This window comes from Paenibacillus sp. LRG-1 (assembly GCF_057220305.1).
In genome coordinates this window covers 5,820,603-5,836,051 of record NZ_CM170126.1, presented here as the reverse complement: position 1 = coordinate 5,836,051, position 15,449 = coordinate 5,820,603, and the positions used below count along the sequence as shown (strand labels likewise).

Annotated in this window: 15 protein-coding genes; 11 read left to right on the top strand and 4 right to left on the bottom strand. The window is 45.7% G+C overall.

All coding sequences use genetic code 11. The features are described from left to right. Window positions 1-87: 87 nt before the first annotated feature. Window positions 88-1,104, top strand: a complete 1,017-nt coding sequence (locus ACUUJN_RS25860) for an asparaginase (protein ID WP_028540873.1) — start codon at window positions 88-90, stop codon at window positions 1,102-1,104. Between the two features lie 46 nt (window positions 1,105-1,150). On the opposite strand, the gene ACUUJN_RS25855 is transcribed toward ACUUJN_RS25860, so the two are convergent. Beyond that, window positions 1,151-2,098 (bottom strand): Gfo/Idh/MocA family protein, encoded by a 948-nt coding sequence (locus tag ACUUJN_RS25855; protein ID WP_076295192.1) that lies wholly within the window; start codon window positions 2,096-2,098, stop codon window positions 1,151-1,153. Between the two features lie 112 nt (window positions 2,099-2,210). Between ACUUJN_RS25855 and ACUUJN_RS25850 the strand changes: the two genes are divergently transcribed. Next, entirely contained in the window at window positions 2,211-3,170 is a 960-nt protein-coding gene (locus ACUUJN_RS25850; RefSeq protein ID WP_484669085.1) for a helix-turn-helix transcriptional regulator, read from the top strand. A gap of 42 nt (window positions 3,171-3,212) precedes the next feature. On the opposite strand, the gene ACUUJN_RS25845 is transcribed toward ACUUJN_RS25850, so the two are convergent. After that, window positions 3,213-3,458 carry a DUF6953 family protein gene (locus ACUUJN_RS25845; protein WP_013312611.1) on the bottom strand — a complete coding sequence of 82 codons (246 nt, stop codon included), beginning with the start codon at window positions 3,456-3,458 and terminating at the stop codon, window positions 3,213-3,215. Between the two features lie 213 nt (window positions 3,459-3,671). Between ACUUJN_RS25845 and ACUUJN_RS25840 the strand changes: the two genes are divergently transcribed. Further along, the gene (locus ACUUJN_RS25840) at window positions 3,672-5,072 is read left to right on the top strand and encodes a transcriptional regulator (RefSeq protein WP_023990971.1); all 1,401 of its coding nucleotides are present in this window, start codon (window positions 3,672-3,674) and stop codon (window positions 5,070-5,072) included. Window positions 5,073-5,284: 212 nt separating this feature from the next. On the opposite strand, the gene ACUUJN_RS25835 is transcribed toward ACUUJN_RS25840, so the two are convergent. Then, window positions 5,285-7,021: an ABC transporter substrate-binding protein gene (locus ACUUJN_RS25835; protein WP_484669084.1), complete on the bottom strand. Its 1,737-nt coding sequence runs from the start codon at window positions 7,019-7,021 to the stop codon at window positions 5,285-5,287. Window positions 7,022-7,168: 147 nt separating this feature from the next. Between ACUUJN_RS25835 and ACUUJN_RS25830 the strand changes: the two genes are divergently transcribed. From ACUUJN_RS25830 to ACUUJN_RS25815, 4 genes are all read left to right on the top strand, one after another. Further along, window positions 7,169-8,755, top strand: a complete 1,587-nt coding sequence (locus tag ACUUJN_RS25830) for a DUF4153 domain-containing protein (RefSeq protein WP_023990969.1) — start codon at window positions 7,169-7,171, stop codon at window positions 8,753-8,755. Window positions 8,756-8,768: 13 nt separating this feature from the next. Continuing rightward, window positions 8,769-9,335 carry a hypothetical protein gene (locus tag ACUUJN_RS25825; protein WP_338532980.1) on the top strand — a complete coding sequence of 189 codons (567 nt, stop codon included), beginning with the start codon at window positions 8,769-8,771 and terminating at the stop codon, window positions 9,333-9,335. Window positions 9,336-9,344: 9 nt separating this feature from the next. After that, window positions 9,345-9,494 (top strand): hypothetical protein, encoded by a 150-nt coding sequence (locus ACUUJN_RS25820; RefSeq protein WP_484669083.1) that lies wholly within the window; start codon window positions 9,345-9,347, stop codon window positions 9,492-9,494. 161 nt (window positions 9,495-9,655) lie between these two features. Beyond that, window positions 9,656-10,093, top strand: coding sequence for a hypothetical protein (locus ACUUJN_RS25815; RefSeq protein ID WP_069012257.1), 438 nt, complete (start codon window positions 9,656-9,658; stop codon window positions 10,091-10,093). Between the two features lie 72 nt (window positions 10,094-10,165). On the opposite strand, the gene ACUUJN_RS25810 is transcribed toward ACUUJN_RS25815, so the two are convergent. Further along, window positions 10,166-11,281 carry a WG repeat-containing protein gene (locus ACUUJN_RS25810; protein ID WP_484669082.1) on the bottom strand — a complete coding sequence of 372 codons (1,116 nt, stop codon included), beginning with the start codon at window positions 11,279-11,281 and terminating at the stop codon, window positions 10,166-10,168. A 510-nt stretch (window positions 11,282-11,791) separates the two neighbouring features. Here ACUUJN_RS25810 and ACUUJN_RS25805 point away from each other — a divergent pair. From ACUUJN_RS25805 to ACUUJN_RS25790, 4 genes are all read left to right on the top strand, one after another. Continuing rightward, window positions 11,792-12,109, top strand: a complete 318-nt coding sequence (locus ACUUJN_RS25805) for a PTS sugar transporter subunit IIB (protein ID WP_029518773.1) — start codon at window positions 11,792-11,794, stop codon at window positions 12,107-12,109. Continuing rightward, window positions 12,102-12,434: a PTS sugar transporter subunit IIA gene (locus ACUUJN_RS25800; protein WP_013312602.1), complete on the top strand. Its 333-nt coding sequence runs from the start codon at window positions 12,102-12,104 to the stop codon at window positions 12,432-12,434. The genes ACUUJN_RS25805 and ACUUJN_RS25800 overlap by 8 nt, the downstream gene beginning before the upstream one ends. 84 nt (window positions 12,435-12,518) lie before the next feature. Beyond that, complete coding sequence (gene celB / locus ACUUJN_RS25795; RefSeq protein WP_023990964.1) at window positions 12,519-13,847, top strand: PTS cellobiose transporter subunit IIC; 1,329 nt, start codon at window positions 12,519-12,521, stop codon at window positions 13,845-13,847. Window positions 13,848-13,920: 73 nt separating this feature from the next. Then, a complete protein-coding gene (locus ACUUJN_RS25790) occupies window positions 13,921-15,330 on the top strand; it encodes a glycoside hydrolase family 1 protein (protein WP_484669775.1) in 1,410 nt (469 codons plus the stop codon). The last annotated feature ends 119 nt before the right edge of the window (window positions 15,331-15,449 follow it).

Sequence of the window (15,449 nt, the reverse complement as noted above, 5' to 3'; positions counted from 1 at the left end):
TCCATTGCAAAGTAGCTTATCACACTTATTCATGATAAATTCTAAGAACAATACAGTGAAGATGTAATCGGGAAGGAACATTGGCATATGAAAAAGGTTTTGTTCATTAATACCGGAGGGACCATTTCTTCCTCTTATCAGGAAAACGGCCTGACACCGACCCAATCGGCTGAAAATATTTTGGCGGAAATTCCGGAGCTGAAGGAGATTTGCGAGATTGATGCCCATAATCTGATGAGCATTGATAGCACAAATACACAACCAGAGGATTGGGCTTCCATCGCCCGGATGGTACATCGTTCGCTCGATCAGTACGACGGCATTGTCATTGCACACGGTACGGATACGATGGCTTATACGGCTTCAGCCTTGAGTTTCATGCTGGGAACCGTAGACAAACCCGTCGTTGTGACAGGTTCACAAGTTTCCATTTTGGCGGAGCACAGCGATTCCAAAAAAAATGTAATTGACTCATTCCTGACCGCATGTGGCGAGGTGGCCGGGGTTTTTGTCGTGTTTAACGGCAAAATTATCAATGGTAGCCGTAGCTCGAAAATCAGAACACGCAGCTATAACGCCTTTGAGAGTATTAACTATCCGTACATTGGCCTCGTGGAGAACGGTAAGGTGGTCTATACGGAGGGCGTATTTGCAAATCGTAGTACCGTTCGTTATCCATACAACGACGGGTATGCTTCGGAGGTATTTCTGCTCAGGCTGATTCCGGGTACGAATCCGGCGATTTTCGATGCCATTCAGGGCTTGGGCTATAAAGGTATTGTCATTGAGGGCTTTGGTATGGGCGGCGTCCCTTTTAAAGAAAGAAGCCTGATCAGTAAAATCGAGGAACTGATGAAGGACGGTATGAGTATTGTCGTGACTACTCAATGTCCTTATGAGGGCGGGGATTTAACGATTTACGAAGTGGGGCAAAAAGTACTGGAGAAGGGTGTTATTCCGGGGTATGACATGACAACGGAAGCGCTGGTGACGAAAATGATGTGGGCGTTGGGGCAGACGACCGATCCGGCCGGGGTAGCCAAGATTATGGCAACGAACTACGCGGACGAAGTTTCCCTGCCTGCGGATACAGCTTCCTTATAGGAAGCTGATTTCCGTAGATAAGAACAGGCATAAGAAAAAATACGGGTTAACGCTGGCCTTGCCCCAGTCTGCTTTTAATCTCAATAGCCACTTTCAGCGCTTGTACAGCCGATTCCAGTGGAATCAGGCTTTCCGAATGTCCACCAAAGCATTCAAGTGCATGATCCAAACTTTTTTCGTATGGATTGGCAGATTCGAGGTTGATTTTTTGCTGTCCTGATGCGGTATACTCATATAATGCGGTAGGTATAAGATCGTTTTCGTCGCTTTCATGAAATACCAGCTTGGCCTTTTCGAAATAAGCTTCATAGGCCACTGTGAAGGGGTAGCTTCCCGGCATATGGGATGAAGCGATGACTTCTGTGAATGTATCCCGATGCTGAAAGTAAGCACGAACCTGTGCTTGTTCAGGATGGGCAACTTCTGTACCCCAGACTGTACATGGGTCACAGGGGCCCAATAGCCAAGTCAATAAATCCAGTTCATGAATCATGAACTGAGTGGGGATGGAGCTTAGTCCAAGATCTCCCCACAGAGGAGGCGTTTCTCTTTTCAAAGATAAGGAAATGAGCTTTCCGTACTTCTGTTGGCGGTATGCCTCATACAGATAGGTATAGGCGGGATCAAACTTAATGAACTGGTTGACCAGAATCTTTTTGCCATATTGCTCCGCAGCTTGTTGCATAAGAAGAGCGTCTTCGAGATTAAAGCAAACGGGTGTTTCACAAAATACATGCTTACCGTGCTTTAGCGCATCCACAGCATATGACCTATGCAGGTGGGAGGGCAGGCATAGATCGACGATATCCACGTCTGGATCCAGCAGAATATCCTCTATATTTTGTGTGACTTCTACGTTTAGCTCCTCTTTCAGCTTTTGCAGCTTGGTTTCGTTCCTTCCAAATACCATGATTCTGTTTACCTTGGGATGGTTGTTTAACAATGAGGCATGATATGCGCCGAATCCCGTCCCCAATATTCCAATATTCATCATCCATTACACCCCTTTACTTCTATGATACACACCTATTGCTGCCAACAGGGTGTCAACAATCTTTGCATCATCTTTTCAATTCGGGTTAACCATCTATTGTGGAGGTATGATTGTGAGACTGCATCGTTTAATCGCGATTTTATTATGTATCGAATCTAGAGGGAGAATGAAGGCCAAGGAATTGGCGTTGGCACTGGAAACCTCTGTACGCTCCATTTACAGGGATATCGACCTCCTGGCTGAAGCCGGCGTTCCGATTGTTACCGCATCCGGCCCGAAGGGCGGAATTTATTTAATGGAGGGTTATACGGCGAACCTGAAACAGTTGAATGGCGGGGATGTCATTCAGTTGTATTTAACAGGGATGGGCATTTATACAGGCGGGCCCACCGAATCGGGTTTGAAGTTAAAGAATACTCTGCTCAAACTGGAACAGACGATGCCAGACCCGTATCAGTCCGATATTAAGAAAGCCAAAGCGCGGTTTTATTTTGATGATACGCCGTGGTGGACGGAACGTATAGCAATTCCTTGTCTTGAATCCGTAAGAGCTGCAGTGTGGGGGTCCCATAAAATAACCATTCAATATGAGAAAGCTGACGGAATCTGTTCTTCCCGTCATGTGCATCCCTATGGACTTGTGGTGAAAAAAGGAGATTGGTATCTCATTGCCTTCTGTGAAGTTGGGCAGGAGATTCGGACCTTTAAGTGTGAGCGAATCAGGGAGGTTCAGCCGTCTACGGAAGTCTTTGAGGTTCCGGTCGATTTTTCGCTGGAACATCATTGGATGAGGCAAGAAACCGCGTTTAAGCAGCTTTGTACAGAGAAAGAATACTATCCCGTTCTGATCCGAACGAATAAGAAGCAAGCGGGAATTATAGCAAAAAGAATGGAAATCATCCAGTCTGTACAGGAAGGCAGTCATTTCATTCTAACGGTCAACATGTATAGTTATGAAGCGGCTTGTCGCGATGCTATGGATTGGATCGGTAGGGTTGAAGTTTTGGAGCCTGCAGTACTCCGACAGTTTGTGAAGGAAGAAATTAACCGACTCCAGAGGATATATGGATAAATGATTAAAAAAACACCTGCCTAGGGCAGATGCTTTTGCTTGTTAAGTCCAGGCCCAGAGAAATCCGTCACGATCCCAGGCAATTCTACCACCATGAAGCTTGCGGAATGCTTTTTTGATTTCTTTTTCCAGAGATACATGACCATGCTCGCTTATAAACACATACTGCTCTCCATACTCAGAGCGTACATATGCAATTGCATCTTCTTGTTTCAGGGTGCCCACTTCACGGATCTGCGCGACCATCCATTGTGCAATCTCTTGTTCTGTTGTAGGGGTGTTGTCCATTTGTCGTATCCTTTCCTGCGTACCGATTGGGTGTAGCTGTTCGGCTCACCTCCCCGTAGTATACGGCAATTCGGAGAATTATTGAATTTTTTGATATAAATTTACTTGAGCGGTTGGCTAAGTGGGCTTTCTTTTGTATAATTAAGGGAATATTCACGGGAATTTTCTTTTTTTGTATTGTAATCATGCAAGTAATCCCTGGGGGTGCCTGATTTGAAGGAAACAACCACAATTCGCGCAGAGCTGGAGCAGTACATCAGACGAGAAGGAATTACGATTAGTAAGTTTGGAGAGAACACAGGTATTAATGCAGGAACGATCAGTGCCATTATTAACGGTAATCGTCCGATTGCGATGCTGCTGTTGGATCGGATTGGTGCAGGCATGGGGCTTGAAGAAGGGAGCCTCTATGAGTTATACATTGATGAATTTATACGGAATACGGCACCGAATTGGCGACGGGTTCGCCCCTTTTTGCATCGCTGTGCAGAGCTGAACAAACTGGATTGTATTAAGCAAGTCGTGGAGTTTATGATGGACTATCTCATATACGCCCCAGCTTTGTTTGAGACAGCAGAAGAATTATTCAGTGAAGGTAAGTTCGAGGCTGCGGCAATTATTTATAAAAATGTTTCGGAAAGTGAAAAGTACCAACATTCAGAGCGTCTGGCGCTCTGCCAATACCGTTTATTTACGATTGCCGTTGGCGATGACCAGGACGAAAACTTATGGGCAGCCACACATTTCGAAAGCTTTGTGGACCGACTGGGTGAAGCAGACCAACTGGATGCCTTAAGAGACTTGGCCAATACCTATGCCTCCTTGCGGCGTTGGGATAAAGTAGAATGGTTTGCTGAAAAAATGGCTCAAAAAGCCAAGGTACAATACGAGCAAAAATACGGAAATACCAGAAGATCGGAGCGTGGCAAGGAACCTAAGGGTCCTTTGTTTATGTATATTGTATACTCTTATGTGCTGCGCGCCGGGGTGTGGGATGAGCGCGGGGATTACCAAAAAGCGCTGGAATTTGTATCCCTATACTCTGATTTGAGCTGGGTGCAAGAGGATACGGAAGAAGCTCAGCGTTTGAAGGCCCTTTGTAGCAACTGGGCTGAGGCCAACGGGTATTTATATCAATTGATGTCCGGCAGCCTGGATGTGATTCCACAGTATGTAGATTATTTGGAAAAAAACGAAGGTGAAATTCTGGTGGGGCTACATAAAATTATGGTAGCGGCCAACCGTTATGATTTTAATGTAGATCATGTACTGCAGCGCTTTGAAAAACAAATTGAGGCATTTGCAGATCAGCATGTCAAGGTAGGGACCTATACGGAGCAAATGTCAGCAGATCTCTATGCACGATTTTTGGCAGAGATGGCTTGTTATGATCTCAACAAACATCGTTATTCCAAAGGTATGAAATTCCTGCTCGAGAGCCTTTCCTATTCCGTCGTGCTGAATGGTAATCCTGTCACAATCAAATGTGTAGGATTATTTGAAAAGTTTCGGCATACTGCCACTTCTGAGGACAAAGAGGAATATAAAAACTTACTTGGAGAGGTAGAGTACATCCATGATAAAAAAGATCGTTTTTTCTCTGCTCGCATTTAATGTTTTTGTCCTATTGAATTTTTCACCCGTTCCCCCCCCTATGGAAGATCCTAGCGACGTCCACAGTCATGGGCTGGGGGGATGGGCTTTTTCATCCCTTGATACATCTACCTGAAAAGGTCTAGATTGTCGTAACCCAAAAGGTATCCTCTTATGAAGAAGAGGATACCTTTTTTTGATGTGGAAGTGCATTTGAAGGAGCACTTTTGCCGTCAAGAGTGGGTAGTTGGAAGTTGAGCAGGCGGAAACCAGACATGACGCAGATCCACCCAGCCCTGACTGTTAAAAGATACACCGCGCACAGAAGGAAGATAGGCCGTCTGAACGGGCTTTTCATATAAAATATGCAGCTGGTGCTCATCCATGAGCCGAGTTTCGATATGTTCAAATTGCTGCGCCCTAACAGTATGATCGGCCTCCCGTGCAATTTCACGCAGCAGTCTTTCGATATCCACACGGCTATGAGGCTCCACATGCCCAGATACATTGAGATACAAGTCAAACAGGCGTAATTGCTCATCACGGTCACGAAAGAGAGAAAAGATGATTAAGTCTGACTCCATACGGATAGATGAGCTTTTGAATTCATTCATAGATGCGGCCACGATGTTACAGGTATACCCACAGGATTCGAGCTGAGCCGCAACCCGGTCTGCGTCCGCTTTATACTCGGGAATGGTAGCAATTTGTAGTGCCGCCAGTGGTTCATAAGAATCGTTAGATGAATCCACTGCTGGAGGAAGGGAGCGATGATCCAGACATGCTACAATGCGGGCACGTATTTCTGGGTTGCGCAACGGTCCATCCTTGTGTGTATTACATGTGATAAATTTGCGTACCGAAGCCGCCGAGTGAATCTGGCTCCATGCGGTATCCGTATCTCCCGCTGATACGGGATTATGGATAATGTGAAAAGAAGAAGCGGTGTCTTCCGTATCCGACGATTCCAGCTTAGTCGCCCACGGGAGTTGGACAATTTCCACTCGGTCCAGATGAGCCCGGCCTTGAAAATAAGGTGCGAAAGCCTCCAGTGTACACAGGCTTTCGTTCATTTCCGTGACTTTGAATGCCCCTGTACCGATAGGGCGGATGCCAAAGGCGGCCTCACCCACCTGATTAAGCTCACGCGGCACAATCGCAGCCCGGCTGGTACACAGGAAGGATAGAAATAGCTCGTTCGGCTCTTTTAGTACGAAGCGTACCATCGTCGGGCTCAACGCCTGGACGTGCTGAATTTGCCGGACGATAAAATGATAAAGTCGCCTTCCCGGCGCCCGACTCAGTCGCTCAAAGGTATAGACGACGTCTTCAGCGGTCAGTATTTTTCCGTTATGAAACAGCACTTCTTTACGCAGGAAAAAGGTCCACTGTGTACGAGTGGCGTCCACCTCCCAAGCGTGCGCCAATCCCGGCAAAATCTCGCCGCTTTCGTTCGCCCGGCGGGCCAGGCCATCAAAGACGTGACTGGATACGAAGGACTCGGCGAGCCAGTTCAAGTACAACGGGTCCAGCGTATAGAGCTGCTGGCGAATAGGCAGACGCAGCGTGTCGATCTGCTGCTGATCACTGCGCACCTCCGCGTGATGCCCAAAATAATTTAGCAGCCAGCCTTGCAAATGCTCCTGCATGGTGGAGGAGCGTGAATGAACTCGGATCTCATCCAGCGCGCGTTTGATATCATGGCGGTCTATGGCTTGCATCATGGATTGCACGGCAATGTCTTCCGGCTGAATGAGGAAGCGCAGACTGGAGCGGCGGCCTCTGCCTCGGCGAGGAGTCCATTGTATCCAGTCGTGCTGCTCCATTTTCTGAATGATCATCAAGGCGTTGCGGTGAGTACAGTCAAAAATAGCCGCCAGCTCATCCAGCGTCGTCTCTATGGCATGGTTTTCGTCCTTGTCGTCAGCTGCGTGTGAGTGAAGCCGTAAAAATTGGGCATGGAGTTTCATTCAAGGTTGCTCCGTTTCCCCTATATTTGATAAAAAGCGTAGCCACTTTTATAAAATAGGAAATTTTGTTTGAATTAATTTCTCTTTATCTTCTTATTTTATCATCTACAATAAGGGTTATAAAGCATATTTGTGGAGGTATTTACCATGCATGACAAGATGAATGGAACGTCTTTGCCGAAAACGTCGTTTCTGTCCGCCTTTGCTGGCGCAATTGTGTTGGCGCTGGTTCATCAATATCTGTTTTACGGACATGGGCTGGGCGTGTCTATGCCAATTTTTGTTATTGTGTTTTACGCCTATATGTATGCCTTTAATCGAGATCGTTTCCAGTTAGGATCATGGATAGGGCGTTTACTGTTTGTGATCATTTTCATGCTGGCATTGACATATGCGCTGTTCAATAATCCGGTCCTATATGTGTTAAATGCGCTGGCGATACCTGCTCTGATTAGCGTACACATGGTGCTGCTGTTTGGGGAGAAAAGGCATGGCTGGTCGGAACCCGGTATTATTGGTCAGGCGTTAAGCCATTGGTTTTATCAAAACTTTCGTCATATCGTGACCCCGTTTCGGATGGTTAAGACAGTAGCCCTTCGGAATGTGAAGGATGAGCGTAAGCGTGTATTGGGCAAAGTGATAATCGGTTTGCTTATTGCCTTGCCGCTACTGTTCATCATCATATCTTTGCTGGCTTCGGCAGATGGGATGTTCGAAAAGCTGTTATCTGGCATACCCGATTGGATCGGCACACTGTCCTTTGGGAGTGGCATGCTGCGGCTGATCTGGACCTGCTTTTTCACCTTCTGTTTCTTCTGCTACTTGTGGGGATTTGTACAGCCTGCTCCGCGTAATACGCAAAGAGAGACTCAATCATGGCACGGGTTAAATGAGCGCACGAATGGTCCAACCACCGAGTATGATGGTCATTCTTCAGTGATAATTGACCGACCAACGGTGCCTTACCACGAGCCGGTCGCGATCAAGTTTGATCCTGTAATTACCGCTACGGTGCTGATTGTCATGAATTTGGTGTATGTTGTGTTCGTTGTGTTGCAGTTCGGATATCTGTTTGGTGCATGGGAAGGTGCTCTGCCCGAAGGAACCTCGTATGCTGAATATGCGAGAAGAGGATTCGGGGAGCTGGTTATGGTAACAGGTATCAACTTTGTGCTGATGATCAGTGTATTGAAGTGGACTGAATTTGGCTCAGGTATAGTGCAAAAAATGAACAGCGGCCTGCTGTACATACTCGTGGGTTGTTCGGGTGTGATGCTGTACTCGGGATATACCCGGCTGGTTATGTACGAAGAAGCATACGGCTATACGTACACCCGCTATTTGGTACACGCGTTTATGATTTTTCTGGGCTTGCTACTGCTTATTGCAGCAGTGCGCATTCATTTCCGTCAACTGCCGTTGGCGAAATATTATATTGTACTCGCTCTGGTCGCCTATGTCGTCGTGAACTATGTGGGCATTGATATACGGATTGCTGAAAATAATCTCGAACGATATCGTACGACATCGGTGATAGATAAGGAATATTTGAGTGAGCTATCGGCAGACGCGATTCCGCTGCTGATTGACTTTAGCCGTAAGGAACATGGAGCGCTGGATGAGTTTTTACAAGCCCGTTTGACAAGCATGACGAGAGAAGAATCGGCTTGGCCTGAATTCAATTGGGCAAAGTATCGAGCGCAACGGGAATTGCACGACTATATTTTGGAATGAGAGGTGTTTGGGAATGATCGGAACAGAAACGGTACAGGGTATGGTATTGGAGCTACAGGATGAAATGTCACAGTATCAGCATCAGTTTGGGGTAAGACGGAACGATTTTCTCGTGGAGGCTATGTCTTACGGAATGAGTGAGGAGGAAGCTCGGTCTTATGCTATCCAGAGTATCGGTCCGGTCGTTCCCGTCGCCTATATGCCTACGTTGGCTCCCGGTAAAATCCGACCACTCAGTCCAATGCTGGCAGCGCGGTACCGATATGCGGGGGATTGGAAGGATATCGACGAGCATCTGCTCCTACCTGATGAAGTCCTGCGGATCGCAGGTACAGAGCAGTTCCGCAGCTGGATCAGCGATATGCGGAATTACTGGGTGGAATCGGCTCCATACCGATTCGGGGATGATCGTCTTTCGCTGCTGTCGGTTGCGAGCGAGGAAGAGGGTCACTTTTCCATGCTCGTCTGGAAGGAGCCTGGTGAAGAGCCTGAAGTATGGACGTATGCTTTGCAGCATGAATATCGATTCAGTCATCTGCTCCATTGGTTCAAGTGGCTGAACGGGCGCAGTGAAGAATGAGAGGTACAGATGATGAAAAAGAATCGTAATTGGGTCGTGCTATTTATCGGCATCGCTCTGATGGTGGGGGCAGCAGACTATTTAACACAAGCTAAGCCTACGACTCCTCCTGAGCTTATCGTTCCAACCGTAATCAGTGAAGAAAGCCTTCAGTTGTGAGAATGAAGTTAATTTTTTGTAGTATTACGTTGTTAAAGTAAGCCGGAATTCACCCTAATAGTTGAGAGGGAATTGAGGCCAACATCAATGAATGTGGAGCCATTCAGATGTTCAAGCGACTCCGTCATTTCCTCTACAGCTTATATTCAGGGGGAATTTCAATGGCTAGAAGTGCAAGTACTTACGCGTCTGTAATTGACGGTTTTAAGGTAGAAACGAACAAAAAGTATTCGCCAGTAGGTGGAACGAAGTGTAATATTTTTGCACAAGATGTGATGTCTGCGATGTCGGCTTCCCTGCCAAGTGGCTTAGCCAATCAAATGGCTGATGCTTTACTGGGTAACAATGCTCCGGGATGGTACACTGTAACCTTTCAGGATGCTCAAAAAAGAGCAAATCTCGGGTATCCTACCATCGGGATCAAAAAAGCGGATGGGCATGGTCATGTAGTCGTTGTCAGACCGAAGGGTTCATCGATTACGATTTTGAAAGAGGTACAGGTTGCTCAGGCGGGAACCAAAAATTACAACAGTAATACCATCAACTACTCGTGGGTGGCAGCAGATCTGCCTGGAGTGAAATTCTACACACACGACTAATTATATTCAAGATATTGAAAATCTAATGACCCTGGAAGCAGATCCATTCGATCTGCCTCCAGGGTCGTTTTTTTATTTCGAAACAGAATGTTTAGATACAATGAACGCTTTGCCTGGCTTGATAAAAGCAACAGCATAGCCATTGGAGAAGGAGGAGGATTCCACTCTGTACTCAAGTTTAGTCAGCAGTTGCCCCTGACGATTGATGTAGCCAAATTTGCCGTCTGAGACGGATGATTGTGTTTGTTTACCGACTAAAGCAAGGCCTTCTTTGAACGGAGTAGTAACATCATATTTTTGTTGATATTTAATGACCAGTGCTCCACTTTTATTAATAAATCCGACTTCGTTTTTTGCATTTTTCACACTCGCCAGGCCTTCACTAAAATCCTGGGCATCTGTAAATTTAAAGGGAATCACGACTTTTCCCTGTTTATTGATGAATCCCCATTTCCCCTTGGTATTTTGCACCGGGGCCAATCCTTCCGAAAAGTCTCCGCCAGATTTATATTGAGGAGGAATGACTTCTTTCCCTACTGTATTGATATATCCGTATAACCCTTTGCTATTCTGAACAATAGCCAAGCCATTCGAGAAACCACGACTGTATTTGTATTTATAAGGAATCGTTAGTTGACCAGAGGCATTCACAAAACCGATCTTACCAGTGTTAGGGGCGTAGGCAAGGGCCAGACCGTCTGTAAATACATATTCTGACTCCACATTTTCTTTAAAATGAGAAAGGATTTTTCCCGTTCGATCTATAATTGCATTTTCTTTGGTGTCTGCTATGGTTACCTTTGCTTTTCCTTCAGAAAAGAAATTGGCTTCGGTATATTGGCAAGGGATGACCAGTGCCCCTTTGGTGTTAATGTATCCATAGAGATTGGTTTTTGTATTTTTGACTACGGCTCGCTGCTCATGAAAATCACCAATGGGTTTAAGCTCGGCGGGAAGTGAGAAAGCTTTCTCTCCTTTGGTATTGTAATACACGAGGTTTCCAGCGGATGTTTCAGCGGCTAATAAGCCATCATGAAAAGCACCATCGCTCAGCGGGCGAGCAACGTTGTAATCCAGAGCAGTTTTAGAAACTTCAATGGTTGTTGTGCTGGATGCGGCCCAGCCTGTTCCAATAACAGAGAGGCTAGTAACCAGAATCAATGCAGCTAATCCTAACTTTTTTAACATGTATAAGCTCCTTTGTGAGTTGACTTTTTAACTTCAGGCTTCGAAAAATCTTACCCTCATACGTAAGGTCTTCCATAATATAGACGATAAAAATGTGGGAATGTTTCTTGATATTCTAAATTTTTCTAATTTTCAGCACATGAGAAAGCCCTGCTTCCAAGTATGACACTTGCTATTCTCATCTCTACTCATCTCTTCTCACCTCAGCTATTCTTTGGCTACGGAGGGGCTATCAAGTTACTCCGTAAGCTCATGTTAGCATTTTATAGAATCGAATAACATATCATTTGGCAGAACCTCTTATAGTGAAAATCGATTACTATTGAGAGATTAAAGATAAGAGATCACGTTCATTTTCAAGAAAAAAAGTGAAGAAACAGTGTCATTTTAAAAAAAGTCTATACATATAAATTAAATGTATAGACAAATCAAAAGACTGGATTTATAATTACGCTGTAAACGTTTTCTAGTACTTAACATCCAATCAGACCTTGAAGGGAAGGAATAATCATGAAGAAAATTTTACTGGCTTGCAGCTCAGGTATGTCTACAAGTTTGCTGGTTACTAAGATGCAGGAATATGCTAAGTCCATTGGGGACGAGGCTGAAATTTGGGCAGTAGGTCAAGATCAGGCGGCAGAAGACATGGCTAAGGCTGACGCGGTATTGATTGGCCCACAAATGAGCTTTCTGAAAGGACAACTGGAAAAGGAAGCAGCTCCATATGGTATTCATGTAGAAGTGATTGACATGATGGCATACGGGATGGTTGACGGTAAGAAAGCCTATGAACAGGCCGTGAAACTGGTGGAACGCAAAAATGGATAAAGTTAATATAGCTGAACTGACGGAAGAGCAAATTAGTTTCCAACTTATTCTTCATAGTGGAAGCGCTCGCAGTAAAGTAATTCAGGCGCTGACCGAATATCGAAATGAGAATGTAGAAGGTGCGGACGAACTGCTCAAACAAGCCAAGCAGGATTTACGTGCTGCGCATGATATCCATTTTCAAATGGTTAAGAAGGAAGCGGGAGGTACCCAAACTCCTTTCTCGCTCCTTCTAATGCATGCCGAGGATCATCTGATGTCCACGGTTACCATGAAGGATCTGGTTCTAGAATTGCTGGAACTGTTCAAATCCAGAAATTTATAACGGAACATGTAAGTTTGAGAAATTTGGGACATGAAAAGCTTGCAACCCTATTGATGCAAGTCACTTCGCGGGGAGGAATAGGCTTTGTTTGAAAAATTAAGCCGGATACTGATACCTATTGCCGGTAAACTGAACAACAACCGCTATCTTACTGTACTGCGTGATGCATTTATGCTGTCATTTCCATTAACGGTTTTTGGCTCCATTATCGTCGTTATTATCAATCTGCCGTTTCTAAAAGGGTGGATGGGCGACGGCAATTATGCGACTTTTAGCAGTCTGCTGAACATTGCGCCTAATGCCACACTGAATATCATGACCTTATTTGTAATCGTCGGGATTGGGTATTACCTATCTCGAAGTTATAAGGTCGAGCCCATATTTGGCGGCATGATTGCGTTGGCTAGTTTCTTGATGCTCACCCCGTTTGTGTTGACACAAGAAAGCGGTGCCACGATTGCTGGTGTCATTCCGGTTGATCGGATTGGTGCCAAAGGCATGTTCCTTGGTATGATCGTCGCTTTTATTGCGGCAGAGATATACCGAAAGGTGACGCAACGGAATTTTGTCATTAAAATGCCTCCAGGCGTTCCGCCGGCAGTTGCCAAATCATTTGCCGCTTTGCTTCCGGCATGTATTACATTGGGCATATTTTTGATCATTAATGTTGTAGTTACACTGACCCTTCATAATAACCTGCATGATCTGATTTATCATGCTGTACAGGCACCTCTGGTGCATTTGGGCAGTGGCATTATACCTACATTGATTGCTATTTTCTTTGTTCAGCTTTTATGGTTCTTTGGGCTTCATGGTCAAATTATTATTAACTCGGTTATGGACCCAATCTGGAATACGCTGGCACTTGAAAACTATGAAGCGTACTCCAAAGGAGCAGAACTGCCGCATATCATCACCAAGCAGTTTGTGGATATTTACACCGTAGGTATCGGTGGTACAGGTATGACACTGGCTGTCGTGCTTTCGATTCTGATCTTCCTGAAGAGTAAGCAATTGAAGCAGGTCAGTAAGCTGGCCCTTGGACCGGGTCTGTTTAATGTCAACGAACCCGTCATATTCGGTCTGCCGATTGTGATGAATCCGCTTATTTTTGTTCCATGGGTTATTTCTCCAATGATCGTTACGCTGATTACTTACTTTGCCATGACCACCGGGATTGTGCCGCCGCCAAACGGAATACAGGTTCCTTGGACGATGCCGTTGTTCTTTAGTGGAATGATGGCTACGGGCTCCCTGATGGGTGGCGTGCTGCAGTTGTTTAATATGGCTGTCGTCTTTGTCATCTGGTTCCCGTTCCTGAAAATTATTGACCGGATGAACGTTCGTAAAGAGCAGGAAGAGGAGCTTAGCCAAGCAGCCATTGCTGGTAAGGATCAAACTGTTGGAATGTAATGTGGATAAGCTGCTAGATTAGCAGCTTATTCATTGCAAAAGAGAGAGGAGTAGAGCTGTGAATCATACCGAAATGAAAGATACAGAGCAGCAAACCATTCAATACCGTTTTCCATCCGACTTCTGGTGGGGCTCATCGGCTTCGGCTACCCAAACAGAAGGAACCGTGGAGGGAGACGGCAAAGGACCGAACATTTGGGATTATTGGTTTGAGCAGGAGCCGAACCGTTTTTATGACGGGGTTGGACCTGGCGAAACGTCCCGTTTCTATACCCGTTACAAAGAAGATATTGCACTCATGAAAGAGCTTGGTCACAACTCTTTCCGGTTCTCTATTTCCTGGTCGCGTCTGTTTCCGGCAGGGAAAGGTGCAATAAACCAGCAGGCGGTTCAATTCTATAATGCCGTCATTGAAGAGTTGCATCAGGCGGGTATTGAGCCGTTTGTGAACTTGTATCATTTTGATTTGCCGATGGCTTTACAGGAAAGTGGAGGCTGGGTGAACCGGGAGACGGTCGAAGCTTACGTGGATTACGCTAACACTTGCTTTGAGTTATTCGGGGATCGTGTAGCCAAATGGTTTACACATAACGAGCCGATTGTCCCGGTGGAAGGCGGCTATCTATACGATTTCCACTATCCGAATGAAGTGGATTTCGGTAAAGCCGTACAGGTGGGATATCATACCCTGTTATCGAGCGCCAGTGCCATTAAGGCTTACAGAGAAGGCGGTTATAAGGGCAAAATCGGAATTATTTTGAACCTGACGCCAACTTATCCGCGTAGTCAGCACCCGGCAGACGTGCAGGCTGCTGAAATATGCGATGCGTTCTTTAACCGTTCCTTTTTAGACCCATCTGTGACGGGAGAATTCAATCCTTTGCTCGTGGAGCTGTTACGCCAAGAGGGTTTTGTACCAAGCATGGAAGACGGAGATCGGGAGATTATACGTCAAGGCACTGTGGACCTGCTAGGGATTAACTATTACCAGCCACGCAGAGTCAAGGCCCGCGAAAGTCTGCCGAACCCGGATGCGCCTTTTGTGCCGGAACGTTTCTTCGATTATTACGTCATGCCTGGTCGCAAGATGAATGAGATGCGGGGCTGGGAGATTTATGAGAAAGGCATTTACGACATTCTGACCAATGTCAGAGAAAATTATGGCAACATTGAATGCTTCATTTCGGAAAACGGAATGGGCGTTCAAGGTGAAGAAAAGTTCAGAGATGAACAGGGCATGATCCGCGATGACTATCGCATTGATTTTATCCGTGAGCATCTCAAATGGGTCCAACGAGCGATCTCAGAAGGCTCCAATGTGAAGGGCTATCACCTATGGACGTTTATGGACAATTGGTCCTGGACGAATGCTTATAAGAATCGCTATGGTTTTGTGTCTGTCGATCTTCAGGACGGTGGCAAGAGATCCGTTAAACAGAGTGGGCACTGGTTCAAACAGGTGATCGAGAATAACGGATTCTAAGGTGGTCCTCTGGACCGCCTTTTTTTCTTCATCATCGTCAAAGAACTGTGCTGTACGCCGCTGGTGAGAAAGTATAATGTTCGGTATACTTACTTATACCGTAATACCTTAACGTCCCG

Coding starts and splice junctions, on each gene's coding strand:
- ACUUJN_RS25860 (WP_028540873.1), top strand. CDS start 88: ATGAAAAAGGTTTTGTTCATTAATACCGGAGGGACCATTTCTTCCTCT.
- ACUUJN_RS25855 (WP_076295192.1), bottom strand. CDS start 2,098: ATGATGAATATTGGAATATTGGGGACGGGATTCGGCGCATATCATGCC.
- ACUUJN_RS25845 (WP_013312611.1), bottom strand. CDS start 3,458: ATGGACAACACCCCTACAACAGAACAAGAGATTGCACAATGGATGGTC.
- ACUUJN_RS25835 (WP_484669084.1), bottom strand. CDS start 7,021: ATGAAACTCCATGCCCAATTTTTACGGCTTCACTCACACGCAGCTGAC.
- ACUUJN_RS25830 (WP_023990969.1), top strand. CDS start 7,169: ATGCATGACAAGATGAATGGAACGTCTTTGCCGAAAACGTCGTTTCTG.
- ACUUJN_RS25825 (WP_338532980.1), top strand. CDS start 8,769: ATGATCGGAACAGAAACGGTACAGGGTATGGTATTGGAGCTACAGGAT.
- ACUUJN_RS25820 (WP_484669083.1), top strand. CDS start 9,345: ATGATGAAAAAGAATCGTAATTGGGTCGTGCTATTTATCGGCATCGCT.
- ACUUJN_RS25815 (WP_069012257.1), top strand. CDS start 9,656: ATGGCTAGAAGTGCAAGTACTTACGCGTCTGTAATTGACGGTTTTAAG.
- ACUUJN_RS25810 (WP_484669082.1), bottom strand. CDS start 11,281: ATGTTAAAAAAGTTAGGATTAGCTGCATTGATTCTGGTTACTAGCCTC.
- ACUUJN_RS25805 (WP_029518773.1), top strand. CDS start 11,792: ATGAAGAAAATTTTACTGGCTTGCAGCTCAGGTATGTCTACAAGTTTG.
- ACUUJN_RS25800 (WP_013312602.1), top strand. CDS start 12,102: ATGGATAAAGTTAATATAGCTGAACTGACGGAAGAGCAAATTAGTTTC.
- ACUUJN_RS25790 (WP_484669775.1), top strand. CDS start 13,921: ATGAAAGATACAGAGCAGCAAACCATTCAATACCGTTTTCCATCCGAC.